Consider the following 24,596-nt stretch of genomic DNA (forward strand, 5'->3'; position numbering starts at 1 on the left):
CGGCCATGGGCGAGTTTGAGCTGATCCGCAATTTCTTCGCCGCCGCGCCTTGTGCGCAGGGCGGCGAAGGCGTTGCACTGGGGATCGGCGATGACTGCGCCTTGCTGGCGGTTCCTTCCGGGGAACAGCTGGCGGTTTCCACCGATACGCTGGTGGCCGGCGTGCATTTCGCCGATCCCTGCGATCCGTTTCTGCTCGGTCAGCGCTCGCTGGCCGTGGCGGTCAGCGACCTCGCTGCCATGGGTGCCACGCCCGTTGCCTTTACCCTTGCCCTGACTCTGCCGACGGTGACCGCCGATTGGCTGCAAGCCTATGCCCGCGGTTTGAACCGCATGGCGCAGGGCTGCGGCGTGGCACTGGTTGGCGGCGACACGACGCGCGGGCCGTTGAGCCTGACCGTCACCGTGTTCGGCCGCGTCTCGGCCGGCAAAGCGCTCACCCGCAGCGGCGCACAACCGGGCGATCTGCTGTGTGTCGGCGGTGAGCTGGGCAACGCAGCCGGTGCCTTGCCGCTGGTGCTGGGTCAGCGTGACGCCGAACCCCATATCGCCCAGCCGCTGCTCGATCATTACTGGTCGCCGCAACCGCAACTCGCCCTTGGTCAGGCCCTGCGTGGCAAGGCCACCTCGGCGCTGGACATCTCCGATGGCTTGCTCGCCGATTGCGGTCACATCGCACTGGCTTCGAAGGTTCGCCTCGAAGTCGAGCGCGAGCGTGTTCCGTTGTCGGACGCCTTGGTGGCGTTTCTCGGCCAGCGCGGCGCCGAGCGTGCGGCGTTGAGCGGTGGCGATGATTACGTGCTGGCTTTCACGTTGCCGTCCGACGAGGTGCCGGCGCTGCTCGCCGATGGCTGGCCGATCCATGTGATCGGCCGCGTAACGCAAGGCCAGGGCGTGGTGCTGCTGGATCGCGACGGGCACGACATCACCCCGCAAATCCGGGGTTATCAACATTTTCAGGAGTCACCGTGACAGATCACCCGAAACAGGTTCCGGCCGAATTCGTTCCGCCGTCGGTCTGGCGCAATCCCTGGCATTTCCTCGCGTTCGGCTTCGGCTCGGGCACCTTGCCCAAGGCGCCGGGCACTTGGGGCTCGTTAGTTGCGCTACCCTTTATCCCGTTGTGGCAGATGCTGCCCGACTGGGGTTACTGGCTGATGCTTGGTATCACCATGCTGTTCGGCTTCTGGCTGTGCGGCAAAGTGGCCGACGATCTGCGGGTGCACGACCACGAAGGCATCGTCTGGGACGAAATGGTCGGGATGTGGATCACCCTGTGGCTGGTGCCGGAAGGCTGGTACTGGTTGCTCGCCGGGTTCCTGGTGTTCCGCTTCTTCGACATTCTCAAGCCGTGGCCGATCCGCTGGATCGACCGGCATGTTCACGGCGGCGTCGGCATCATGCTCGACGACGTGCTGGCCGGCGTATTCGCCTGGCTGGCGATGCAGGGACTGGTGTGGCTTTTCGCCTGATTTCCAGGCGTGGATGAGGGACGCAGGGATGACTCGACGCTGGTTGGCGATAGTGGTTTTGACCTTGCTTGGCGCCATGGCCCAGGCACAGGACGCACCGCCGTCGGTCATTCACCTGGCCAGCGAAGACTGGGAAGACTACACCGCCGCCGATGGTCATGGCCTGGGCTGGGACGTGTTGCGCAAAGTCTTCGAGCCGGCCGGCGTGACCCTGGATATTCGCACCGTGCCCTACACCCGCTCGGTCGGGCTGGTGCAGTTGAAGGAAGCCGACGCACTGGTCGGTTCCTATCGCGGTGAAGCCGAACAGGTGCTGTACCCGAAATGGAATTTCGATTCCGACCACATCTACGCGCTCGGCCTGGCCAGCAATCCCTCGCCGACCCAGGCGACGCTGGGCAAATACCGACTGGCCTGGGTGCGCGGCTATCGCTACGAAACCTACCTGCCGAACGTCAAACGCTTCAACCAGATCGAGCGTCGCACCGGCATCCTGTCGATGCTCAAACAGGGGCGGGCGGATTACTACATCGATGCGCTGACGGAAATAGAAGCGGTGGTGAGAAACGCCGCCGACCCGTCGCAGTACCGTTATTCACATCTGGCGGAATTGCCGCTGTACCTCGGTTTCGCCGACACCCCGCAAGCCCGTGCACTGATGTCGATCTACGACCAGCGCATGGAGCAACTGGTAAAGAACGGCGAGTTGAAGCCGATCTTCGAGCGCTGGAAGCAGCCGTATCCCTTCGAATGAACGCGATAAGGGCGAGCCTGTTATCAAACTTTTTGATCGTTATGGCCGATAATTCAGCCTAAGCGCCTGCGGGAACCTGCTGTTACAATGCCGCCCAGCGAATCTTCAGACTTTTCAGATCAGGAGCACACCGGTGCCTGTCGTTTTTGTCGCCGCTTCCAAGCTGCCAACGCCTTTTGCGCAATTCACCATGCACGGTTTTCTCGATGAAGCCACCGGCCGCGAGCACGTCGTGCTGAGCCTGGGTGAGATTGCCGACGGTGCCCCGGTACTCGGCCGTCTGCACTCCGAATGCCTGACCGGCGATGCCTTGTTCAGCCAGCGTTGCGACTGCGGTTCGCAACTTGAGGGCGCCCTCAAAGCCATCGCTCGCGAAGGTCGTGGCGTGTTGCTGTACCTGCGTCAGGAAGGACGCGGCATCGGTCTGTTGAACAAGATCCGTGCCTACGAATTGCAGGACGGCGGCGCCGACACCGTTGAAGCCAACGAGCGTCTGGGCTTTGCCGCCGACCAGCGTGACTACGCCATGTGCCTGCCGATGCTGGAGCATCTGGGCGTCAAATCCCTGCGTCTGATGACCAACAACCCGCGCAAGGTCAAAGCCTTGACCGATATGGGTATCGTTGTTGCCGAGCGCGTGCCGCTGCACACCGGCCACAACCCGCACAACAAACTCTATCTGGCGACCAAGGCCAGCAAGCTCGACCACATGATGGGCAACGAGCATCAGGGCGAGGTAGACCGGGCGTGACCCGCGGGCAAGTGCGGCGCCGTCTGTCGATCGCCTGGTGGAAATACCTGGCGCTGGCGCTGGTGCCGCTGTTCGTGATCAACGCTGTGTTCGGCCAGGGCGAGGCGATTCTGCCGGTGCTGGCGCTGCCTTTCTTTATCGCTGGCGTGGCCTCGATGTTTGTCAGCCTGAAGTTTTTCGGGCGCTACAAACATGCGCTGATCGCCACGCAAAAAGCCCTCGATACTCCTGAAGAGCCCGCTGCCTGGATTGCCCTGGCGGCCTGCCTTCGCAGTGCATACGTGGTCGCGGCGCTGCCGGCATGGATTGGTGCGCTGGCGGTGTTCGTTGGCCTTGAAGCGGTGCCGCTGATGTTGCTGGCGCTGTCCACGGCGGTGCTGTTCTACCTCTACCGTATCCCGCGTCAACTCGCTTGATGCGTCGTCTCTGGCTGGCGGTTCTGCTGCTGGCCGTCAGCGGTGAAACGCTGGCCGCTCTGCGGGTGGTCAGCCTCGCGCCATCTCTGTCCGAAATCGTGGTTGAACTGGGTTCGGCCGACCTGCTGGTCGGGGTGCTGGATGCCGGTGAGCGTCCTTCCGCGATCAAGGACGTGCCTTCGGTGGGCCGTTACGGCCAGCTAGACATGGAACGGTTGCTCAGCCTCAAGCCTGACTTGTTGCTGTTGTGGCCCGGCAGTGTCGGCCCGGCTCAACGTGATCAGCTCAAGCGCCTGAACATCCCGACGTTCGTTGCCGAGCCCCACAGTCTCGAACAGCTGATTGCGCAGATTGAGGGCATCGCGATACAGCTCGGTCGTCCTGAGCGTGGGATCGCGCGGGCCAGCGAGTTGCGGCAAAAACTCGATAAGCTGCGCCAGCGCTACCGCCGCGAAGTACCGCTGCGGGTGTTCTATCAGGTTTGGGACAAGCCGCTGTACACCGTCGGTGGCGGACAAATCATCAGCGATGCGCTTGAAGTGTGTGGCGCACGCAATGTGTTCGCCGACCTGAGCCTGTCAGCGCCACAGGTGAGCATCGAAGCGGTTTTACAGCGTGATCCCGAAGTGATACTGGCCGGCGATCAGCCGCAACTGGAGGCGTGGAACGCCTGGCCACAAGTGGCAGCGGTCAAGCACGGGCAGTTGCTGCTGGTCACCGATAAAGGCCTTGAGCGTCCGAGCGGGCAGATGATCGAGGCGACCGCCAAGCTCTGCCAGCTGATCGCGCCAGATCGTTAGAGCTGCGGCGTCCAGGTCACGCCGAACATGAACGCCCGACCTTCCTCGCGATAGTCATACTGACTGCCGTCATGGCTGTACAGCGCCCGGCTGTAACCCTTGTCCAGCAGGTTATCGACCTTGAAATCCAGTTTGATCTCTCGGTTCAGCGCCCAGCTGCTGCGCAATCCGAGCAGTGCATAACCGCCCAATGGTTGCTGATTGTTCAGATCGTCATAACTGCTGCTGACGGCCTGCCAACTCGCGCCGAGGCCAAGGCGATCGAACTGTCGATCCAGATCCCAGCTCAGGGTGCGACGGGCACGCCGTGCCAAAGTGTGGCCGGTGTCGCGGTCGCGGGGATCGATGATCGCCACGCCGAGGTTGCTCTGCCAGCCGAACAGCTCCTGTTTCAGCGCTGCTTCGAAGCCGTTGATTCGCGCCGAGGCGACGTTTTCCGGGCGTGAGTTGCTGCCGAAGATGATCGCGTCTTCCAGATCGGTCCGGTACAGCGAGGCTTCGAGGCGAGTGCTGTCGCTCAACTGGCTGCGCCATTGCAGCTCGTAGCTTTTCGAGGTTTCCGGTTTCAGGTCGGGGTTGCTGAAGTCCGGGTAATACAGATCGTTGAAGGTCGGCGCGCGGAAGCCTTCGCTGTAGCTGAGCAGCAGATCGTTGTCCGGGTTGACCGGCAAGGTCAGCGTGCCGCTCCAGCTGTTCTGGCCGCCGAACTGCTGGTTGTCGTCACGGCGCAGGCCCAGTTCGGTGGAGAAACTGTCGGCCTGGAAGCGATGCTGGATGAAGGCTGCGCGGTTCCAGCGGCTGTCTTCGTCGAACGCGGTGCTGCTGTTGACGCGATCTTCGTACCAGTCGCCGCCAAGGATCAGGCTGTTGCGTGCATCGAGGGTCAGGTCGTTCTGCCAGGTCACCGAATCACGGTAGGTGTTGAACACCGAGCGCTCGTCGCTGAGCTTGTCGAAGGACTTCTCGCGGTTTTCGCTATGGCCGAGTTCCAGGCGCGACTTCCAGCGCTCGTTGATCCGCGCGTCGATGTAGCTGCTGAAACTGCTGACGGTGAAATCGCTGTACGGTTGCTGCTGCACAGAGTCGAAGGTCACCGGGTCGAAGCGTCCGAACGGGTTGTCGAACTCGCTTTTGCCACGGTTATCCAGCAGATTGGCGCCAACTTCGATGTCATCGGTCAACGCATGGCTGAGGCTCAGGCTGATGGATTTGTTGCGGTAGGCGTCGTGGTCGCTGTCGCTGGGGTAGGACTCGTGGGTGCGGTCGAGGCCGGCGGTTTCATCGAGGCTGGCGCCGAGGTTGAAGCGGGTTTTCTCGTCTCCGCCGGAGAGGCCAATACTGCGTTCCCAGGTCTGGTTGCTGCCGAATCCGACATGCATCCGCGGCTGCAAGCCTTGTTCGCCGCCGCGCCGGGTGAAGATCTGAATCACCCCGCCAATCGCATCGCTGCCGTAAATCACCGAGCGCGAACCGCGCAGCACTTCCACGCGCTCGATCTGTTCGATGTTCAGGTGTTGCAGGTTGCTGTCGCCGGAGGTGGAATTGCCGATGCGCTGGCCGTCGACCAGCACCAGGCTCTGCGCCGATTGCGTACCACGAATGTAGATCCCCGGGAGGCTGCCACGTCCGCCGGTTTGCGCGACTTGCACGCCCGGCACCCGCTGCAGCAGATCGGTGACGCTGCGCGGTTGCAGACGCTCGATGTCTTCGCGGGTGAACACGGTGTTGGCGGCGCTGCTGTCGTTGCGTGCTTCGACCTGACGGTTGGCGCTGATCAGCATGTCCGGCAGCTTCAGGGCCTGATCGCGTTCGAAATTGTCAGCGAGGGCGTTGGCGGAGGGCAGCAGCAGGAGGGGCAGGGCGAGGCGCGAGAGGTTCATCGGTATTCCGTTGGTATTTCTGGTGTGCACTAGATTTCCAGCGACACAAAACACTGTGGGAGCGGGCTTGCCCGCTCCCACAGGGATGGTGATTACTTGTTGAGCAGAGTCAGGCGCTCACGCACCGCCGCTTCGATCCCTACTTCATCCAGCCCGCACTCGGCCAGCATCTGCGCCGGCTTGGCGTGCTCGACGTAAACGTCCGGCAAGCCCAGGTGCAGCACCGACTTGAGGATGTTCTCGCGGGCGAGGAACTCGCTGACCGCGCCACCGGCACCGCCCATGATCGCGTTCTCTTCGATGGTCACCAGCAGGTCGTGGCTGTTGGCAATCTCGCGCACCAGCGCTTCGTCCATCGGCTTGACGAAACGCATGTCGACCACGGTTGCGTCCAGCGTCTCGGCGACTTTCAGGGCTTCGGCCATTTGCACGCCGAACACCAGCAGGGCGACCTTGCTGCCCTGACGACGCACCACGCCCTTGCCGATCTCGATCGGTTCGAGGTCTTTCTCGATGGTCGCGTTCGGGCCGGTACCGCGTGGATAACGCACCGCCGCCGGGCCGTTGTACAGGTGGCCGGTGGTGAGCATCTTGCGCAGTTCGTTTTCATCGCTCGGGGTCATGATGACCATGCCCGGGATGCAACGCAGGAACGACAGATCAAAACTGCCGGCGTGAGTCGGGCCGTCTTCGCCCACCAGACCGGCGCGGTCGATGGCGAACAGCACGTCGAGGTTCTGCACCGCGACGTCATGCACCAACTGGTCGTAACCGCGTTGCAGGAATGTCGAGTAGATCGCCACCACCGGTTTCGCGCCTTCGCAGGCCATGCCGGCGGCGAGTGTCACGGCGTGTTGCTCGGCAATTGCCACGTCGAAGTAGCGCAGCGGGAAGCGTTCGCTGAACGCCACCAGGTCCGAGCCTTCCTTCATCGCCGGCGTAATGCCCACCAGACGCGGGTCGGCAGCGGCCATGTCGCACAGCCATTCACCGAACACGCCGGAATACTTCGGCCCGCCGGCCTTTTTCGGCGCAGCGGCCGGGGCGTCCAGCGGTTCGAGCTTGGTGATGGCGTGGTAACCGATCGGGTCGACTTCCGCCGGGGCGAAGCCTTTGCCTTTCTTGGTGACGATGTGCAGGAATTGCGGGCCTTTCAGATCGCGCATGTTGCGCAAGGTGGCGATCAGGGTCGGCAGGTCGTGGCCGTCGATCGGGCCGATGTAGTTCCAGCCCAGTTCTTCGAACAGGGTGCCGGGGACCAGCATGCCCTTGGCATATTCTTCGGTGCGACGGGCGATTTCCCAGGCGCCGGGCAGGCGCGACAGCACTTTCTTGCTGCCTTCACGCATGCTCGCGTAGGTGCGGCTGGAAAGGATCTTCGCCAGATAATTCGACAGACCGCCGACGTTGCGCGAGATCGACATGTCGTTGTCGTTAAGGATCACCAGCATGTTGGCGTCGACTTCCGGCGCGTGGTTCAGCGCCTCGAACGCCATGCCGGCGGTCAGTGCGCCGTCGCCGATCACTGCAATCGCCTTGCGATCGCTGTTCTGCAGGCGGGCGGCGATGGCCATGCCCAGCGCGGCACTGATCGAGGTGCTGGAGTGACCGACGCCGAAGGTGTCGTACTCGCTCTCGGAACGGCGCGGGAAAGCCGCGATGCCGTCCTTCTGGCGCAAGGATTCCATGCGCTCGCGACGACCGGTGAGGATCTTGTGCGGATAGGCCTGATGACCGACGTCCCACACCAGCCGGTCGTCCGGGGTGTCGAAGACGTAATGCAACGCGATGGTCAGCTCGATGACGCCCAGGCCGGCACCGAAATGCCCACCGGTCTGGCCGACCGTGTAGAGCAATTCCAGGCGCAACTCATCAGCCAGGGTTTCCAGCTCGGCTTCGCCTAACCGGCGCAGGCCGTCCGGCGTGTTAGCGCGGTCGAGCAGGGGCGTGGTCGGGCGCTTGCGGGGAATCTCATGAAACGTCGTGGGCATCAGGCGAATCGTTATAGGTATAAAAGATGCGGCAGTTTACCTGATGCATCGCCCCCTGCCCACGCGTTGGTCTTTTTTGGCTGATTAGCCTTCAGTTACGCCGATCGACGATATACCGGGCCAGATCGCGCAACGGCTCGGCAGCCGCGTCAAACGGTCGCAGTGCGTGCAGGGCCTGATCGCGCAGCTCCAGCGCATAGGTCTTGGCGGCGTCGAGGCCGAGCAGGGCCGGGTAGGTCGGCTTGTCGCGGGCGATGTCGGCGCCCTGGCGCTTGCCGAGGGTTTCGGTATCGCTTTCGACGTCGAGGATGTCGTCCTGGACCTGGAATGCCAGACCGATGGCCTGTGCATAAGTCTGCAGGGACTTGAGTTCATCCTTCTCGGCACGGCCGCTGGCCAGGGCGCCGAGCTTGACGCTGACTTCGATCAGCGCGCCGGTCTTGTGCCGGTGCATCTGTTCCAGCGCTTTCTGGTCGAGCTTGAGGCCGACCGAACCGAGGTCGATGGCCTGACCGCCGACCATGCCCGCCGGGCCCGCCGCGTGCGCCAGCGCCGTGACCTGTTGCAGGCGGATGTCCGCGCTCAGGTCGCTCAGACGCGGGTCGAGCAGGGCGCTGAACGCCAGGCTCTGCAAGCCGTCGCCGGCGAGGATTGCGCAGGCTTCGTCGAATTTCTTGTGCGTGGTTGGCTGGCCGCGGCGCAGATCGTCGTCGTCCATCGCCGGCAAATCGTCGTGCACCAGCGAATACGCGTGGATCAGCTCAACCGCACACGCCGCGCCGTTGGCCTGTTCGGCCTTGCCGCCAAGAGCTTCGCACGCCGCGTAAGCCAGCAGCGGGCGCACGCGTTTGCCGCCGTTCATCACGCTGTAGCGCATGGCTTCATAAAGACGCGCCAGTTCTGGCAGCGGGGCGTTGAACAGGGTTTCCAGTGCCGCGTTGACCCGCGCCTGGCTGGTGGCCGAATACGCTGCAATCATTCTGGCTGATCCGCGTCGAAGGGTTCCTCGGCGAGTTCGCCATCGCGCTCCAGCAACACCTGGACCTTCTGCTCGGCCTGGGCCAGCGCCGCCTGGCAGTCACGGGTCAGGCCGATGCCCTGCTCGAAAGCGGTCAGCGAGTCTTCCAGCGACAATTCACCGTTCTCCAGACGCTCCACCAGCGTTTGCAGGTCGGCGAGGGACTGTTCGAAATCCAGTGCAGCTTTTTTGCGGGCCATGGCGGCTAATTCCGGTTGACGTTAAACCGGCGCGACACTAGCAGATAGGGGGGGTATGGGCAAATGAGCGGGCCGACGGACAAGGGTGTCAGTCGGTCAATTCGCCAGGATATTGAATCTGATACCGAGTGCTGCGTCCGCCGCCCGGAAGACGTTGCAGGCAGCCCTTTTCCAGCAGTTCCGCCAGATGTCGGGTGGCCGTGGCTTTGGAGACCTTGGCCGCACTCTGGTATTGCGCTGCGCTGATACCGTGCTCGAAACCGCGCTCACCACCGTCGAGCAAACGATTGAGCACTTTGATCTGCTCCGCCGACAGCCCGGATTCCCGGTGCGCCTGCCAGAAGCGTGATTTTCCCAACACACTTTCAATCCGCGCAATGGCCTGTTGCAGGCTGCGCAGCAGGGTTTGCAGGAACCATGCGAGCCAGTCGGTGATGTCCAGCGTGGCTTTCTGGCTGGATTCGAGAATCCGGTAATAGCCCGCGCGGTCGTCGAGAATGCTGGCGGACATCGCATAAAAACGAATCGCCTGCGCTTCGCCCTGAGCCAGTGCCAGATCGGTGAGCGTGCGGGTAAGACGGCCGTTGCCGTCATCGAACGGGTGCAAGGTGACGAACCAGAAGTGCGCGATGCCTGCCCGCAGTAAAGGATCGAGGCCTGCCTGGTGCTGACTGGCCTCGAACCACTTGAGAAAACTGTCGAGTTGTCGCTCAAGCCCTTGTCGCGGTGGCGCCTCGAAATGCACGGTCGGGCGGTCGATTCGCCCGGAAACCACCTGCATTGGCTCATCGCCGCGTAGAGCGCCGACATTGATTGCTCGCGAAAGGAAACCACTCTCCTGTTCTGGAAACAGCCATGAATGCCATTCCAGCAATCGTTCCAGCGTCAGCGGTTCGGCAAAACGTTGAGTGGCATCGAGCATCAGTTGCGCCAGCCCCTCGCTGCGCTTGCTGACGTTGTCGCCATCCGGTGATTCCAGCCCCAGACGTCGTGCCAATGAAGAGCGCACGGATTCAACATTCAACTGCTCCCCCTCGATGGCCGAGGAGGTCACGATGTTTTGCAGCAAAGCGTCCAGCTCTGTCTGCGCGCTCAGTGAATGGCTCACCGATCCCGCCATGCCCATCAATTGACCTTGTGCCTGAACACACTCGCGCAACAACGGTGCCAGGCATTCCGCCTGCCAGTTGAAGTCCGGCCAATCAGGCTGCTGCCAGATCCAGTGAGTCGCCATTAATTGCTGATCCTGAGTGCGTGAGCCGATTGGAAACGCTATTCGGCTCATTTCGTGAGCCGAATATGACGCCTAATCGGCTCATCGTCCACTGGTCGCCGTGATTCCCACCGCAAATCCAGATGTATCCGATTGTTAAAAAACTGCCGAATCGCTAACCTTCGCGCCTTCTACGACCCGACAGTCACGGGTCTTTCAGACGAAACGCAGTTTTCACCGCTGTGAAGTACCGAGGATCGGGTGCAAGGTTTCGTTCAGGCATGGCAGGAGGCATCACATGCGTTCACTTCTTTTGCTGCTGATCGGGTTGGCCTGCGCACCCGCGCTGCTGGCGGCGCCGAGCGCGGAGCTGTCGGAGCCGGTGGGCGGCTGGCGCTATCACGGGCTGCTCGATCGCACGGAAAATCCGCAAGTCGCCTATCCCACGCCGCCGATCGATCGCGGCATCCAGCGCAATCGCACGATGATTGAAGGCCAGCTCAAGGCGATCGGCCATTTACGTCCGCCGCACAGCCTGGCGGTGAATGGCAATCCACTGAATCTGTACACCGACGACCAGGGCCGTTTCGCCCGGCCGTATGCGTTCGGCGCCGGTTCCAACAGCGTCGAGGTGATCAGCGCCGACGGCCAGTCGCTCAAGCGCGTTCAATTCTACGAAGCCAACAACCTGCGCACGCCGGCGCGGATCCGCGTGGTGCTCGGTTGGGACGACCCTAAAGCCGAACTCGACCTGCACGTCATTACGCCTGACGGCCAGCATGCCTTCTGGGCGCGTCCGGCGATGAGCAACGGTGGTGGCCTCGATCCGGACGGCGTCGATGGCCCTGGCCCGGAAATGTTCACCATGACCGCGCCGTTGCACGGCACCTATCTGGTTTACGTCAACTATTGGGGCAACTTCGGCAACGGCGGCTATAACTTCGAGGAGACCAGCAACCAGAACGAGGTCATCACCTCGCAGATCACCCTGGTGCTGAACGAAAACACCGTCGACGAAAAACGCGAAACGTTCATCGTACCCCTGCGGGCCATCGGTGATCTGCTGCTGGTCAAGACTTTCAACTATTAAGCATCCCGCACCACGGATGAACTGCCGAGCTTTGGGAACATGAGCGAGAAGATGAGCGATAACACTGCGACCCCGGCTACCGATGCGTTCGCCGCCAAACCTTCCCGGCGCTGGCCGTTGCTGGCGGTCGGGCTGTGCCTGGTGGCCGGCGTGGCGGGCGGGCTCGGCTGGCTGATGCACAAACCGAAGGCGCCGCCGGCGGAACTGGCCAGCGACAAGCTTGGCTTGAGCCGCCCGGACGCACTGCTGGAAACCCGCTCCCTGAGCCAGTTGCCCAAGGACTTGCTGACGGTGCCGTTCCTCAAGGCCACGCTCACTGAGGATTTCGTCTTCTATTACGAAACCCACGCCGACCGTCTCGGGTTGATCGGCAGTCTGCGGCGGATCATCTACGAGCATGACCTGAAGCTGCAGGACAGCCTGATCGAGCAGCTTTTCGACCAACCGGCTGACGTGGCGCTGTGGCGCGGCGCCGACGGTCGGCTGAAGGATTTCCTGCTGGTGATGGATCGCGGCGGGCTGGCCAAGGTGCTGGAGCCGCTGGCGAAAGTCGCGCTGGATGATTCGCAACTGAGCGTGTTCAGCACCCTGAAGGTCGGCGGCGATGAAGTGCCGCTGTATCAGCTGACCTACAACGCCGGCAAATCCCTGCTGTTCGCCTCCCGTGGCGACAAACTGGTGGTGCTGTCCAATCCGGCCAAATTCTACGATCCGGAAAGTGGTGCTTCCGAGGAGTCCGGCCATGTCTCGCCGCAAGCGCTGGCGGCGCTGCTCAACGGCGAAAAACTGTTCCCCGAAGCGTTCGGGCTCAAGGCCAAGACACCTGAAACCAAACAGCGCCTGTCGGTCAATTCCAGCGTTCTGGCCATGGGTTACCAGCGCTTCATCCCGAACTTCGCCGGCCTGCGTTTCGACATGGACGACAAGGGCTGGCACAGCTACCTCGCCATGGACGAACTGGAGAACCAGCCGGACTTCGATTTCAAACCGGTCTGGCAGGCCATGCCATTGGGCGCCAGTGCCTGCGTGACCTTGCCGGTCGCTGCCGAGCCGCAGAAGCCGCTGCTGGTGAAACTCGGCGCCGAAGAAGCCGTGGCGCAGAAACTCACCGAACACGTGGCCGGCGCGGCGGGCCTGTGCTGGTACGCCGATTCGCGGCTGTACACGCCGTTGCTGGTGGCCAGTCTGAACGACGAAGACAACGGCAAACTCGACGCTGATATCGGCACGCTGTTCGATTCGATGGTCGGCGCTTACGAAGGCAAGGTCGACGAGCACGCGTTCCCGGTGGTGGAAAAACAGGAAGGCCAGAGCCACCTCTGGCAGCGTCAGGTCAGTTCCAACTTCGGCCCTTACGCGGCCAAGGATGCCGAGAACCCGGACGCGATCACCGGCCGTGCCTTCATGAAAGTCAGCCTGGCGCGCCACGGTTCCACGCTGCTGTTTTCCCTCGACGACAAACTGGTCGACAAGGCGCTCGGCACCCTCGACAAACGCTTCCCGCCGATGGCCGATGTACTGCCGAAAGACGTGCTGATGCCGATCTACTTCGGCCCGGATTCGATGGCGCAACTGATCCAGCAGGAAACCCTCGACAGCCTGCCGCAGGACATGGAACCGGTGTTCTACAACGCCGCGCAAACCTACCTGATCCCGAAACTGCGCACCCTCGGCGGCATGGGCAAATACGCCCTGACGTTGCCGGAAGGCAGCGAGCCTGACGGTCACTGGCAATGGCTGCCGCTGGAGTGGAAAGCGCTGTGACCGGACTCATTCGCAGCCTTGGCCTTCTGGCGCTGTTGCTCAGCGCCGGTGCCCGAGCCGTTGAGATTCCAGCCCTCGATCCGCAGCAATCCCAGGTGTTTCGCGCCTGGTTCGTGCGCATCGCTCAGGAGCAGTTGAGCAAAGGCCCGAGCCCGCGCTGGTATCAGCAGGACTGCGCGGGGCTGGTGCGTTTCGCCGCCAACGAAGCGCTGAAAGTCCACGACGATAGATGGCTGCGCAGCAATGGCGTGTCCAACCGCTACCTGCCGCCGGAGCTGGACCTGAGCGCCGATCAGCGCAAGCTCGCCCAGCAATGGCAGCAGGGCGGCGGCAAGGTCGGGCCCTACGTCAACGCGATCAAACTGATTCAGTTCAACAGCCATCTGATCGGCCGCGACGTGTCCCAGGCACGGCCCGGCGATCTGATGTTTTTCGATCAGGGCGACGACCAGCACCTGATGATCTGGATGGGCCGCTACATCGCCTATCACACCGGCACGACCACCCCAACCGACAACGGCATGCGTTCGGCAAGCCTGCAGCAACTCATGACATGGAAGGACACCCGATGGATACCCGACGCAGCCAACCCCAACTTCATCGGCGTCTATCGACTGAACTTTCTCTCCCAATGACCGGTGCCCGCATGCTGCGTTTACTGCCTTTTCTGTTGCTGTTGACCCTGCCGTTTTCGGCCGTGAATGCCGAAGACACCGTGGAGCCAAGCGGCTATACGCCGGTGTCCGGTGAGAGCTTTTTCCTGCTGGCCGACAGCAGTTTCGCCGCCGACGAACAGGCGGTGGTGCGCCTCGAAGCACCGGGTCGCGACTATCGCCGTTTCCGCATGGAACCGTACGGCGGCGCCGATATCCGGGTGTACAAGATCGACAAGCCGCTGGACTTCCTCAAGCGCCAGAAGAACCTGCACCGCGTGGTCAGTGACGGCCAGTTCAAGGGCGAAGGCCTTTCGAACACCCTCGCGTATCTGTGGGACAACTGGTACCGCAAATCCCGTCGGGTGATGCAGCGTGCGTTCTCCTACGAGTCGCGTCAGCAAGTCACCGAGGAAGTGCCGGAGCTGAAGATGGGCAACGCCATCGCTGCGCCGACGCCGTACGACGCGCAACCTCAGTTCGCCCTGATTCCGGGTCTGCCGGTGGTCAGCCAGTTCCGTTATCCGCTGTGGCAAGCGAAGCCGATCCAGCCGCCGACCGGCGTCAATCTGGCCGGGTCTTCCAGCGAGTTCGTCAGCGTCGCGCCGGGTAACGTCTACATCCCGTTGGGCAATTTGAAACCGGGCCTCTATCTGGTCGAAGCGCTGATCGGCAAGTACCGCGCAACCACCATGGTGTTCGTTTCCAACACCGTGGCGGTGAGCAAGATTGCCGGTGATGAATTGCTGGTGTGGGCCGCGCGCAAACACGAAGGCAGCTCGGTGCCGAAGGTCAATGTGCTGTGGACAGACGGCCTCGGCGTGATGAGCAGCGGCGCCACCGACACCGATGGTCTGCTCCGCCTGAAACACGTCAGCCCGGAGCGTTCGTTCGTGATTGGCGAGGACGAAGAGGGTGGCGTATTCGTCTCGGAAAACTTCTATTACGACAGCGAAATCTACGACACCAAACTCTACGCCTTCACCGACCGGCCGCTGTATCGTCCGGGTGATTGGGTGTCGCTGAAAATCGTCGGCCGTGAATTCAGGAACGCGCGGGATTCGGTATTGCCGGGCGCGGCGGACGTCAATGTCAGCGTGCTCGATGCTACCGGCACCGAGTTGCAGCGGCTCGATCTCAAACTCGATTCCAAGGCTGGCACCCAGGGCCGTTTCCAGTTGCCGGACAATGCGGTGGCCGGTGGTTACGAGCTGCGTTTCAACTACAAGGATCAGGCCTACAGCAGCGCGTTCCGGGTGGCGGAGTACATCAAGCCGCATTTCGAAATCTCGCTGAATCTGGCCAAGCAGGATTACCGCACCGGCGAACCGGTGAAGGGCAGCCTGGTGCTGCTTTACCCGGACGGCAAACCGGTGGCGAACGCCAAACTGACCCTGAGCCCGCGCGCCCAGCAACTGTCGATGGTCGACAACGAGCTGCAATACCTCGGTCAATTCCCGGTGGAGCTGACCAGCACCGAACTGACCACCGACAGCAAGGGCAACGCGACCCTAGACCTGCCGGCCGCCGACAAACCGAGCCGCTACATGCTCACCGTGTTTGCCAGCGATGGCGCAGCGTATCGGGTCAAAACCACCAAGGAAATCCTCATCGACCGCGGTGCCGCCAGCTTCCGCCTGACTGCGCCGCAGCGCTTCAGCGCGGTGGGTGACAAGGTCGCGTTCAGCTACGCCAACGAGGGCGGCAGCCAACAGGCCCAGGCCGTTGTGCCGAGCAACTACAGCTGGGTTCGCCTGGAAGACCAGACCACCGGCGAAGGCAAACTGGCGGCGAAAGACAAAGGCTTCAGCGTGGCGTTCGATCGCCCGGGCACCTACAACCTGTCGCTGAAAGATCAGCACGGCCGAGTGCTCGGTGCGACTGGTCATTCCGTCACTGGTGACGGCGTCAAGGCTGTGCCGGGCACCGTGGAAATCGTCCTCGACAAACCCGAGTACAAGGCAGGCGACGAAGCGCTGGCGCTGATCACTTTCCCGGAGCCTGTCAGCGATGCACTGCTGTCGCTGGAGCGTGACAAGGTCGAAGCCACCGCGCTGCTGACCAAGGGCGGCGACTGGCTGAAACTGGAAAAACTCAGCAACACCCAATACCGCGCACGCATCCCGGTGAAGGACAACTTCGCGCCGAACCTGACGTTCTCCGTGCTCTACACCAAGGGCGGTCAGTACAGCTTCCAGAACGCCGGGATCAAGGTTGTTGCGCCGCAGATCGACGTGGCAATCAAAACCGACAAAGAGACCTATCAGCCAGGCGATACCGTGACGGTCGACCTGACCACGCAGTTCGCTGGCAAGGCAGTGCCGGCGCACCTGACGGTCAGCGTCGTGGATGAAATGGTCTACGCGCTGCAACCGGAAGTTGCGCCGACCATCGACCAGTTCTTCTACCACCCGCGCCGCAACAACGTGCGCACCAGCGCCAGCCTGTCGTTCATCAGCTACGACGTGGCGTTGCCGGGCAGCCCCGGCGCGCCGGGCAAGGCCAACCGCAGCGAACGCGGGGTGAAAGTGCTGGAGCGGCCGCGCCGCGAAGACGTCGACACCGCTGCATGGCAACCGGAATTGCTGACCGATGCCGATGGTAAAACCCGTTTCACCTTCAAGATGCCGGACTCGCTGACCCGCTGGCGCATTACCGCGCGAGCGATTGCCGATGATGGTCAGGTCGGGCAGAAAAAGCAGTTCGTCCGTTCGGAAAAACCGCTGTACCTGAAGTGGAGCGGGCCGAGCAAATTCCGCAAGGGCGATCAGCCGCAACTCGGTGTGTTTGCCTTCAGCCAGGCCGAGAAACCGGTCAAGGCTGAACTGGTGACGCACTACGCCGGCGCCGAACAACGTCTGCCGGTGACCCTCAACAACGGCATCAACTACCTGCCGCTGCCGGTCTTCGCATTGGCCACCGGCGAATGGACAGCGGAACTGGTGCAGGACGGCAAGACCGCCGATGCCCTCGCTGTGCGCCTGACCGCGACTGGCGAAGGCTGGCAAGTGACACAGACCCAGAGCCTCGACGTGGCCAGCGGCGACACACCGCTGAGCCTACCGGCGGACGCCACCGACATTCGCCTGCGTCTGGATGACAGCCCGCAAGCGCTGTTCCGTTCGGCCCTCGACGATCTGCTCAGCTATCCGTACGGCGGCGTCGAACAGACCGCCAGCCGTTTGCTGCCGCTGAGCATCGCTTATCCGTCGCTGGCGTCGAGCCCGCAGATCCGCGACCGCTTGCGCCTGATCATGCAGAACAGCCGTCTGCGCCTGGTGCAAATGGCCGGGCCGTCGGCGAGCTTTACCTGGTGGGGCTTTGATGGCGAGCCGGATGCGTTTCTCACCGCTTACGCTTATTACGCCGACTGGAACGCCAGTCAGGTGCTGGATCTGACCCTGCCGCCGGAGCACTGGCAGCGGGTGCTGGAGGTTTACGCCAAGCAGGCGCCGAACACGCCATTGCTGCAACGGGCGCTGATCCTGTCGTTCGCCAAGCAGATGCATCTGCCGGTCAACACGCTGCTCAGCGGTTTGCTGGAGGATCTGGCCAAAGCCGGGGAAGGCAATGCCGAAAACCTGATGGACGACGGCGAAGACAGTCTGGTGATGGGCGATCCGGATTCGGCGCTGGGTCTGGCGGCGGCGCGGGTCTTGGCCGCATCGTTGGCCACCCAGTCGAAAGTCGCTTTGCCGGATGCGTTCAATCGTCAGCTGGGCGCAGCGCAACAGCGCTTGTCCGTCAGTTCGCAGCCGTTCGCTGAAGCGCTGAACCTGTCGCTGCAACCATTCGATCAGGCTCGTGCGACAGCGTTGTTGCAACGCCTGTTGCCACAGCAATCGACCCTTGAACGTGCGTTGGCGCTGACCTGGCTGCAACGCAGCATCGCCCAGGCATCGCCGACCATCGCGCTGGCCCCGGGCGAAGGCTGGAAGAAAAACTACGGCGCGACCGGCGAGATGTATTGGACGTGGCAGGGTGCTGCGCCGGTGCCGAGCGTGTTGTCGGTGGCGGGCACTCAGGAGCGTCCGTTGCGTGCCGCGCTGAGCTTCCAGACCCAACAACCGGCGGTCGATCCGATGGCGGTGACCATCACTCGTCGCCTGTCGCGTCTGGTGCCGGGTGACGAAGCCTTCACTTTCAAACTGGAGCCGGTCGGCACCAAGCCGTTGTCCAGCGACAGTCTGTATCTGGACGAGGTGATCCTCACCAGCAAGGCACCAAAACCGTTGCGCTACGGCATGCTCGAAGTGCCGTTGCCGCCGGGCGCCGATGTCGAGCGCACCACGTGGGGCATCAAGTTGCAGGGCAAGGACGGCACCGAGCCGACCGCGCTGGAGAAGGCGCGGTTCGAACCGGGCCAACTGGCCTACGCGGTTCCGGTGGATGCACTGAGCGGTGACTTGCGTCTGCGCCATCTGGTTCGGTTCTCGCAGAAGGGCCAGTTCAACCTGCCGCCGGTGCGTTTCACTCAGGTCTACGCGCCGCAGCATCAGGCCCGCGAAGCGAAAGCGGCCCTCGGTCAGGTCACGGTCAACTGACATGACCCGGCCGCTGGTCTGGCTGCTGATGTGTGTGATTCCTGCGCTGGCGACGGCGCAGGATGAACCGTTGCGCGTAGCCTACAAGGGCGAATTGCTGTCGCTGAACACCACGCAACTGACCGCCCGCGAGCCATTGCCTTCGTCGCTTGATACGCCGCTGGGCAGTTTGTGGAAGGTGTTCGTCTACGCGTGGCTGGTGGATACCGGCGCGCAGGAACCGGCTTATGAATGTCGCGGGCAGTCGAAGGAAGAAGTCTATTGCTGCACGGCGGGCGGGAAGATCGAGCGTGATCAGGCGCTGGTAAAATCCTGCGGGCTGTATTTCGAGCCGGCGCGGTTGGGCATAACCGCTGGCGATTGGAAAACCTATTGGCAGGCGCGACAGGCGCCGTCGTGGTTGCTGGATTTGCCATCGGTGCAACCGGCTACTCGGGTTTCCGTGGCTGACCTGCTGAAGGTTTTGTCTCTGCTGCCGGCTCAGGATCAGATGCGCCGTGTGCTGCTCGACGTGGTGCTGAATGCGGCGGACGGCAATGTCGTCGGTGAACTCGGCGGGCGCTTGCGGGTGAAAACCTGGAGCTGGCTCGGCGATCAGGATCCGCAATCACGTCAGGGTGGATTCGCTGGGTGGACGGCGGATGGCTCGCCGATCTGGGCCGGTGGCCGGGGCACCAGTCAGATGGTTCTGCGGCATTACGGTTCGGCGTTGGCGACGGTGTTGCCCGCATCATGGCCAGCGGAAGCGGGGCGATGCGTTGAGGTCGGACTGTTCTCGCGTTATCCGGTTTCGCGGGTTCTGGTCGGTGATCGAGTGGTGAGCTCCGGCCCGTTGCAGGGCGATTACCGCGTCGAATTCGTTAATGGCAATACGCTGGATATCCACAGCGATGGCGAGCTGTTTCTGCTCAACGACAAGCTTGTGGCTCGGCTGGATCGCGAAGAGTACGTCGCCCGTGTGCTGGAGCGTGAAGCCAAACCCGAGCCGGCCGAAGCCGCCAAAGCGTTGGCCGTGGCGATCCGCACGTATCTGCTGCAAAACGCCACGCGCAACGGCGAATGCCTGAGCATCGACGACAGCAGCACCCGCCAACGCGTCGCCCCGCGCCCGGCTTCCGCCGAATCCCGCAACATCGCCGCATGGACGTCGGATCTGGTATTGGCCGGCAGCACCGTCACCTATCACTCCGATCAACCTGGCCCCGACAAACTGGCCTGGCAACAAGCCGTCGAGCAAGCCAATGCCGGGCAGCGTTACGACGCGATCCTGCTGCACGCCTATCCACGAGCGAGCCTTAGCCGCTGGGACAACCCGGTGGCGTCCTGCGAAGCACTGCCCGCCGCGCAGGACTGGCTGCAAAAACAGCGGCGCGGCTGGCGTCCCAGGCTGGAAAGCGAAACCGGCTACAACGAAGTCAGCACGTTCGCCGTCTGCAAACTCGCCTTCGGCCGCCCCTTCGTCGACCGCGAACGCCAGCGCATCTACGTGCGAGGCGTGCTGTCGTTGCAGGATCGCCTCGACCTGACTCACGAATACCTGCACCTGGCCTTTGAAGCACATCCCAACGGCCAGGATGAAACCTATATCGAAGGGCTCGCCCGTCACCTTTTGCTGGAATAGACCATGACACTCCGTTATCCACAGGTCTTGCTGTTGCTCTGCGCGCTTAATGCATTGCCAATGGCGATGGCCGCCGACAGCGTCAAACTCGACACCCCGGTCGGCGGCTGGCGCAGTGGCGCACCCGAAGGCGAGGGCGAAAGTTTCCGCCAGACCGTCAACTACCCGGCCTCCTCGGTAAACACTCCGCTCGGCCAGGCCAACACCGCCCGCATCAGCGGCGAAATCAAAGCCACCCCGAAAAACAAAGAGCCCGGCCGCCTGATCGTCAACGGCGTCAGCATGCCGCTGAAAATCGACGACAGCGGCCGCTTCGACCGCCCGTTCTCCTTCCCCAACGGCAGCAACAGCGTCGAAGTCCGCAGCCCCGACGGCCAGCAACGGCACCGCACGCAATTTCTCAACACCAGCGGCGGCGCTACTCCGGCGAAACTGCGGGTGTTGCTGGCGTGGGACAGTGACGGCACCGACCTCGACCTGCACCTGATCACACCCGACGGCGCGCACATCTGGTACGGCGATCGCGTTGCGCCCAATGGCGCTGCTCTGGATGTCGACGTGACCACCGGCTACGGCCCGGAAATCTTCGCCATGCCGGCGCCGATCAAGGGTCAGTATCTGGTGTATGTGAATTATTTTGGCGGTGGGTATCGCGGGGATGATGAGGGTGGGGAAGAGGCGGTGCAGCCGTTGACTACCGCGCAGGTGACGGTGATTACGGAGGAGGGGACGCCTAGCGAGAAGATGGAGACTTTCATCGTGCCGATGCGGGCGGTGGGGGAGTTGACGTTGGTGAAGTCGTTTAGTTATCCCTGAGCAGGAGACTGCTCAGGGTTGCATTAGAAGCCGGGCGGAATATAGCCGGGCACGAACGGGACGTTGATGCACTTCCCGTGAATGATCTTCCCGTCTTCAATCCTGAACAGCACGATCTTCTTGGCTTTGTTGACGGTGGCCTCCAGTTTGCAATCCGAACTGTGACCGACTGTCTCGTAGTACTCGGTGTAAACCATGCCGTTGCCGGTATGGTTCATTGAAGTCCCGGCCGCTTCTGTAGTGGTCCAGCTGGAGGATTTGAACCAGGTGAGAACCGCCAGATTCTCACCGTTGGCACCGGTCTGTTTTTTCATCGAGTCGGGTTTGCCGAACAGGTCGAGTGCTTCCTGGACATCGCGTCCCTCCCATCGAGACTGAGCAATCAGGTGGCAGCCATGCAGCAGCAATAGTGTGGGTGTCAGCAGGACCGCCAGTAACGTTTTAGTCCATTGATTCATCATGCGTTCCGCCGCTTACTTGTTACCGAGGATCGAATCCAGGTTGTCCATCATCTGCCCCTTCTCCTGAATCGGTGCCAGCTTGAAGAACATCTGTTGCATGCCCTGAATCATCTGCAAGGGCTCCATCTTGCCCAGCGCGATCATGTCCTTTTTAGCGGGGGAGCAAACAAACTCGGCGGCGCGCTGTACCCAGAACTCCTTCGGCTGCTGCCATTGGTCGTTAACTTTCAGGTGCCGCATCATGTAGGCAATGCGATCTATGGATTGCCCATTAAGAAAGCGGACCTTGTTCGTCGAGCACTGCACTTCGAGGTTGTAGGCATCGATCATCGGTTTGCCGGGTTCTTCATACACCAGCGTCACGGCCACCAACTTCGCACCCTTGGTATGGTTCGACGGCACCACTGAAGTGCTGTCGGCTACATACATGATGTTCTTGTTGGGAATGCCGTTGCCGTAAATGATCCACCAGTCACCGACGGGGTTCGGTTCTTCTGCCTGCGCGCAAATAGTGGCGGTCAGAAGTGCGGTTGCTAGAACAAGGGATTGATTGAGTTTGAAAAACGACGACATGGTGTTGCTCCATTCCTTGGTGCTTTTGCAATGCACAAAAACAGAATGGAAATTTAGTGGCGAGGTTGGGTGAGGGGCAATTAGGGCAGATGTGCTAATGGCTTATTGCGATGGTTCAATAATCGCCTGAGCCGTCTACTCATTGCACGTGCCAAGCGGACAGGCAAACTCGCATTTATTGTCTGCGTCAGGCCGCTATTTTCGGGCTGAAACTGCTGGAGATCAGGCGATTAATCGCGATTTCAAGAGCTTGATCATCGAATAGTTTATTTTTGCGCACCGCAGCTCCACCCCCGCCGTCCCAGTTTCTCAGTGCTTCACGTACCGCAGAAACGGTCGGAACAACCCCTTCCTTAATCAGCAACCAATCGACGGTCGCGAGTAATTCCATTCCGAAGGGGGATTCAAAGCCATCGATTAATTCAGCTGTGCGCTCTAAAGCTTGGGAATATTCCCTGGCTTCAGTCTTTAGGTAGGTCTGCAAAAAAGCCTTGCGATCTTGATCAAACCAAATCACATCGGTGATTTCCGCATCACTGATACGCTTGTCGCAATGTAGATAGCTACCATCCAGATTGTTGAGCAGATGCTCCAGTCGATTGGCGTATGGCCCGAATTTATGAGCGATAAATTTCAGGTTTAGCGGGTTCTCTGTACTTGGAAGTTTTTCAATTGCCCGCTCAAGAAACCAAGCCAGTTTTTGAATCTCGAGCAGACTGCATTCCATGCCCAACACCCAATAGCGTCGAACCAGTTCAGCGATAAGGGCACGGGCCGGCGTGAGCGTCTCTACACCGTTGCGCTTGGCGACATTCAGATATTGATTGGTCGGCTCGAACACCAGCACGTCGACATCCAGATCCCCCAAAACCTCAACGATCTGTTCGCGGACTTCAGGCCACTTCAATCCACCGTTACCAGCACCCAGTGGCGGGATAGCGACTGATTTCACGTCATTCTCAATTAGAAACCGACGCAGGTCGTGCAGACCTTCTGTTATCCAGGCCATTTGCGAAGGTGAACGCCAGTGACGTTTGGTCGGGAAATTGACGATCCAGCGAGGTCCTTCAAGTTCGTTGGTGGCGGTCACGTGCATCTTGCCGGTTTCAACTTCCTTGGCCTTGCACGCCGCTGCGTACAGACGATAGTTCTGCGCAAAGCGTTCTTTGAACATCAGCGCGATGCCTTTTCCCATCACGCCCACGGTGTTCACCGTGTTGACGAGGGCTTCGGTCTTGGCTTCCAGCAGGTTGCCTTGGGTAAATCTGATCATTGGAAATACCATTTGGGACGCGCATGGACAGACAACGTCAGGCCTCGAGCGGCGACGTCTTGTTCTATGCGTTCTTTCATTGCATCGGTGTGGCACATGATGCCCAGTAGTCCCGTAATCGGTAAGTGATGGTGGATCAGCGCTTCCGCTTGATAACGCTCAATTTTACGAGGGTCATCAGGATCGCGCTTGAAGTCGCGCCGTTGAAGGATAATCCAATCGATCTGGTCGAGATTCGCCAGATCGCTGTAATAGTCTGTCCAACTCGGATAGGCATGTGCGTTTGTAAAGACAAACGGTAGGCCGAGCTCTTCAACGCGATGGAGGCTTGAGACCAGAATGACGATCTCGTCATTGCTGCGTTGCTGCACGCTCCACCCGGAGTGGATGTTCTGCATCATCACCGAGAAGGGCGTGAAATAGAAGGGCACGTAGTCGGCCAGGACGCCTTCGGGTGCGATAGGCACCTGACGGGAACGGCGCTTGTCGATCAAGTCGACGTTGCCGATGTTCACGTAATGAGGTGCCTGTACTTCCGAGTTTGCGCAATGCAGGCCGTTGTCCAGAATCCAGGGCAGGTTATCGCGATGGACGATACGCCAAATCAGAGCTTTCTCTGGATTCAGGCTGGTGTAGTTCATTGATAAAACATTCTCTGATTCACGCTGGTCTGCACATTAACATCCGCTGCCTGCAATTTAGCTACGCAAAGTGCATCGACTTCTTCGCTGGGGGTAAAGATTTTGAAGAAGGCCTCAGGTTTAACAACCCCCGGTGCGAGACACTCGGCCATGCAGATGCTTTTGCAATGAGGGTCCAGGTAATCGCGACTGCTCATGACATCCCACTCGATGGCTTCGAAACCCTGTTCGTAATCAAGTAGCTGTATTGAGTCGCCTGCTAACGGGTGGCGTGGAATGATTTTCCAGCCGTATTGCCTGGCCGTTGATCTGTAGACCGAGATCAGTACAAATTGGGCCTCTGGCCTGTTGCGCTGGACGCTTCCGTCAAATGGATTCTTCGCAAACCAGTGGAAGGGCACGTAATTGTCGAGCTGCAGAGCCTGCCGCTTTTTCAGGATTTCAGCATCTGCGACGTCTTTGAAACCCGAGAGGCCAGCGCGAGGTTTCAAACCATCCTTGAAAATTCCATCCAGGTTTTCAACTGAAGTGAGATGGTAGAGAAGCTTCTGATCCTTGATGCTTTTAACGTCCGACATAGTGGTCTCCTTGACCTGCACATCAACCTAAACTGGATTCAGTTCCGGCCTCGCCCCGTGCTGATGTAACCCTCGATCCGTAGGGGTT

22 protein-coding genes are annotated in these 24,596 nt (G+C 61.1%); 12 read left to right on the forward strand and 10 right to left on the reverse strand.

Features of this window, described 5'->3' with window-relative positions:
- Positions 1-5 precede the first annotated feature (5 nt).
- From thiL to EIY71_RS05885, 6 genes are all read left to right on the forward strand, one after another.
- Positions 6-971, forward strand: a complete 966-nt coding sequence (thiL, locus tag EIY71_RS05860) for a thiamine-phosphate kinase (RefSeq protein ID WP_134020905.1) — start codon at positions 6-8, stop codon at positions 969-971.
- Positions 968-1,471: a phosphatidylglycerophosphatase A gene (locus tag EIY71_RS05865; protein WP_085697647.1), complete on the forward strand. Its 504-nt coding sequence runs from the start codon at positions 968-970 to the stop codon at positions 1,469-1,471. Before thiL ends, EIY71_RS05865 begins: the two co-directional genes overlap by 4 nt.
- Positions 1,472-1,499: 28 nt before the next feature.
- Positions 1,500-2,225 carry an ABC transporter substrate-binding protein gene (locus tag EIY71_RS05870; RefSeq protein ID WP_085747617.1) on the forward strand — a complete coding sequence of 242 codons (726 nt, stop codon included), beginning with the start codon at positions 1,500-1,502 and terminating at the stop codon, positions 2,223-2,225.
- A 133-nt stretch (positions 2,226-2,358) separates the two neighbouring features.
- Positions 2,359-2,976, forward strand: coding sequence for a GTP cyclohydrolase II (ribA, locus tag EIY71_RS05875; protein WP_007955551.1), 618 nt, complete (start codon positions 2,359-2,361; stop codon positions 2,974-2,976).
- Positions 2,973-3,392: an MFS transporter gene (locus tag EIY71_RS05880; RefSeq protein WP_134020908.1), complete on the forward strand. Its 420-nt coding sequence runs from the start codon at positions 2,973-2,975 to the stop codon at positions 3,390-3,392. Before ribA ends, EIY71_RS05880 begins: the two co-directional genes overlap by 4 nt.
- Positions 3,392-4,192, forward strand: coding sequence for a cobalamin-binding protein (locus EIY71_RS05885; RefSeq protein WP_129972507.1), 801 nt, complete (start codon positions 3,392-3,394; stop codon positions 4,190-4,192). The genes EIY71_RS05880 and EIY71_RS05885 overlap by 1 nt, the downstream gene beginning before the upstream one ends.
- Here EIY71_RS05885 and EIY71_RS05890 read toward each other — a convergent pair.
- From EIY71_RS05890 to EIY71_RS05910, 5 genes are all read right to left on the reverse strand, one after another.
- The gene (locus EIY71_RS05890; RefSeq protein ID WP_134020911.1) at positions 4,189-6,072 is read right to left on the reverse strand and encodes a TonB-dependent receptor domain-containing protein; all 1,884 of its coding nucleotides are present in this window, start codon (positions 6,070-6,072) and stop codon (positions 4,189-4,191) included. The two genes, EIY71_RS05885 and EIY71_RS05890, sit on opposite strands and share 4 nt — an antisense overlap.
- A 92-nt stretch (positions 6,073-6,164) precedes the next feature.
- Positions 6,165-8,063, reverse strand: coding sequence for a 1-deoxy-D-xylulose-5-phosphate synthase (gene dxs / locus EIY71_RS05895; RefSeq protein WP_102716664.1), 1,899 nt, complete (start codon positions 8,061-8,063; stop codon positions 6,165-6,167).
- Positions 8,064-8,154: 91 nt separating this feature from the next.
- A complete protein-coding gene (ispA, locus tag EIY71_RS05900) occupies positions 8,155-9,042 on the reverse strand; it encodes a (2E,6E)-farnesyl diphosphate synthase (protein ID WP_085747622.1) in 888 nt (295 codons plus the stop codon).
- Positions 9,039-9,281, reverse strand: a complete 243-nt coding sequence (locus EIY71_RS05905; RefSeq protein ID WP_007894317.1) for an exodeoxyribonuclease VII small subunit — start codon at positions 9,279-9,281, stop codon at positions 9,039-9,041. Before EIY71_RS05905 ends, ispA begins: the two co-directional genes overlap by 4 nt.
- An 88-nt stretch (positions 9,282-9,369) precedes the next feature.
- Complete coding sequence (locus tag EIY71_RS05910; RefSeq protein WP_134020914.1) at positions 9,370-10,515, reverse strand: Fic family protein; 1,146 nt, start codon at positions 10,513-10,515, stop codon at positions 9,370-9,372.
- A 277-nt stretch (positions 10,516-10,792) separates the two neighbouring features.
- Here EIY71_RS05910 and EIY71_RS05915 point away from each other — a divergent pair, with 277 nt between their 5' ends.
- From EIY71_RS05915 to EIY71_RS05940, 6 genes are read left to right on the forward strand one after another with little or no spacing between them, the layout of a single operon-like run.
- Entirely contained in the window at positions 10,793-11,584 is a 792-nt protein-coding gene (locus EIY71_RS05915; protein WP_102716662.1) for a YfaP family protein, read from the forward strand.
- 51 nt (positions 11,585-11,635) lie between these two features.
- Entirely contained in the window at positions 11,636-13,348 is a 1,713-nt protein-coding gene (locus EIY71_RS05920) for a DUF2138 domain-containing protein (RefSeq protein WP_102716661.1), read from the forward strand.
- The gene (locus EIY71_RS05925) at positions 13,318-13,983 is read left to right on the forward strand and encodes a DUF1175 domain-containing protein (protein ID WP_166673417.1); all 666 of its coding nucleotides are present in this window, start codon (positions 13,318-13,320) and stop codon (positions 13,981-13,983) included. Before EIY71_RS05920 ends, EIY71_RS05925 begins: the two co-directional genes overlap by 31 nt.
- Complete coding sequence (locus tag EIY71_RS05930; protein WP_134020920.1) at positions 13,980-18,545, forward strand: alpha-2-macroglobulin; 4,566 nt, start codon at positions 13,980-13,982, stop codon at positions 18,543-18,545. Before EIY71_RS05925 ends, EIY71_RS05930 begins: the two co-directional genes overlap by 4 nt.
- Before the next feature lies 1 nt (position 18,546).
- Entirely contained in the window at positions 18,547-20,166 is a 1,620-nt protein-coding gene (locus tag EIY71_RS05935; RefSeq protein ID WP_134020923.1) for a DUF2300 domain-containing protein, read from the forward strand.
- Between the two features lie 3 nt (positions 20,167-20,169).
- A complete protein-coding gene (locus tag EIY71_RS05940) occupies positions 20,170-20,982 on the forward strand; it encodes a YfaP family protein (protein WP_134020926.1) in 813 nt (270 codons plus the stop codon).
- A 23-nt stretch (positions 20,983-21,005) separates the two neighbouring features.
- On the opposite strand, the gene EIY71_RS05945 is transcribed toward EIY71_RS05940, so the two are convergent.
- The 5 genes from EIY71_RS05945 to EIY71_RS05965 form a co-directional block, all read right to left on the reverse strand.
- Positions 21,006-21,440 carry a hypothetical protein gene (locus EIY71_RS05945; protein ID WP_039772002.1) on the reverse strand — a complete coding sequence of 145 codons (435 nt, stop codon included), beginning with the start codon at positions 21,438-21,440 and terminating at the stop codon, positions 21,006-21,008.
- 15 nt (positions 21,441-21,455) lie between these two features.
- Positions 21,456-22,016 (reverse strand): hypothetical protein, encoded by a 561-nt coding sequence (locus tag EIY71_RS05950; protein ID WP_102686379.1) that lies wholly within the window; start codon positions 22,014-22,016, stop codon positions 21,456-21,458.
- Positions 22,017-22,203: 187 nt separating this feature from the next.
- Positions 22,204-23,289 (reverse strand): macro domain-containing protein, encoded by a 1,086-nt coding sequence (locus tag EIY71_RS05955; RefSeq protein WP_085747631.1) that lies wholly within the window; start codon positions 23,287-23,289, stop codon positions 22,204-22,206.
- Complete coding sequence (locus EIY71_RS05960; RefSeq protein ID WP_134020929.1) at positions 23,286-23,930, reverse strand: DUF4433 domain-containing protein; 645 nt, start codon at positions 23,928-23,930, stop codon at positions 23,286-23,288. Before EIY71_RS05960 ends, EIY71_RS05955 begins: the two co-directional genes overlap by 4 nt.
- On the reverse strand, positions 23,927-24,508 hold the full coding sequence (locus EIY71_RS05965) for a DarT ssDNA thymidine ADP-ribosyltransferase family protein (RefSeq protein ID WP_085747632.1): 582 nt from the start codon (positions 24,506-24,508) through the stop codon (positions 23,927-23,929). The genes EIY71_RS05960 and EIY71_RS05965 overlap by 4 nt, the downstream gene beginning before the upstream one ends.
- Positions 24,509-24,596: the final 88 nt, after the last annotated feature.

This window comes from Pseudomonas sp. CH235 (assembly GCF_004368175.1).
Classification (GTDB): Bacteria; Pseudomonadota; Gammaproteobacteria; order Pseudomonadales; family Pseudomonadaceae; genus Aquipseudomonas; species Aquipseudomonas paraglycinae.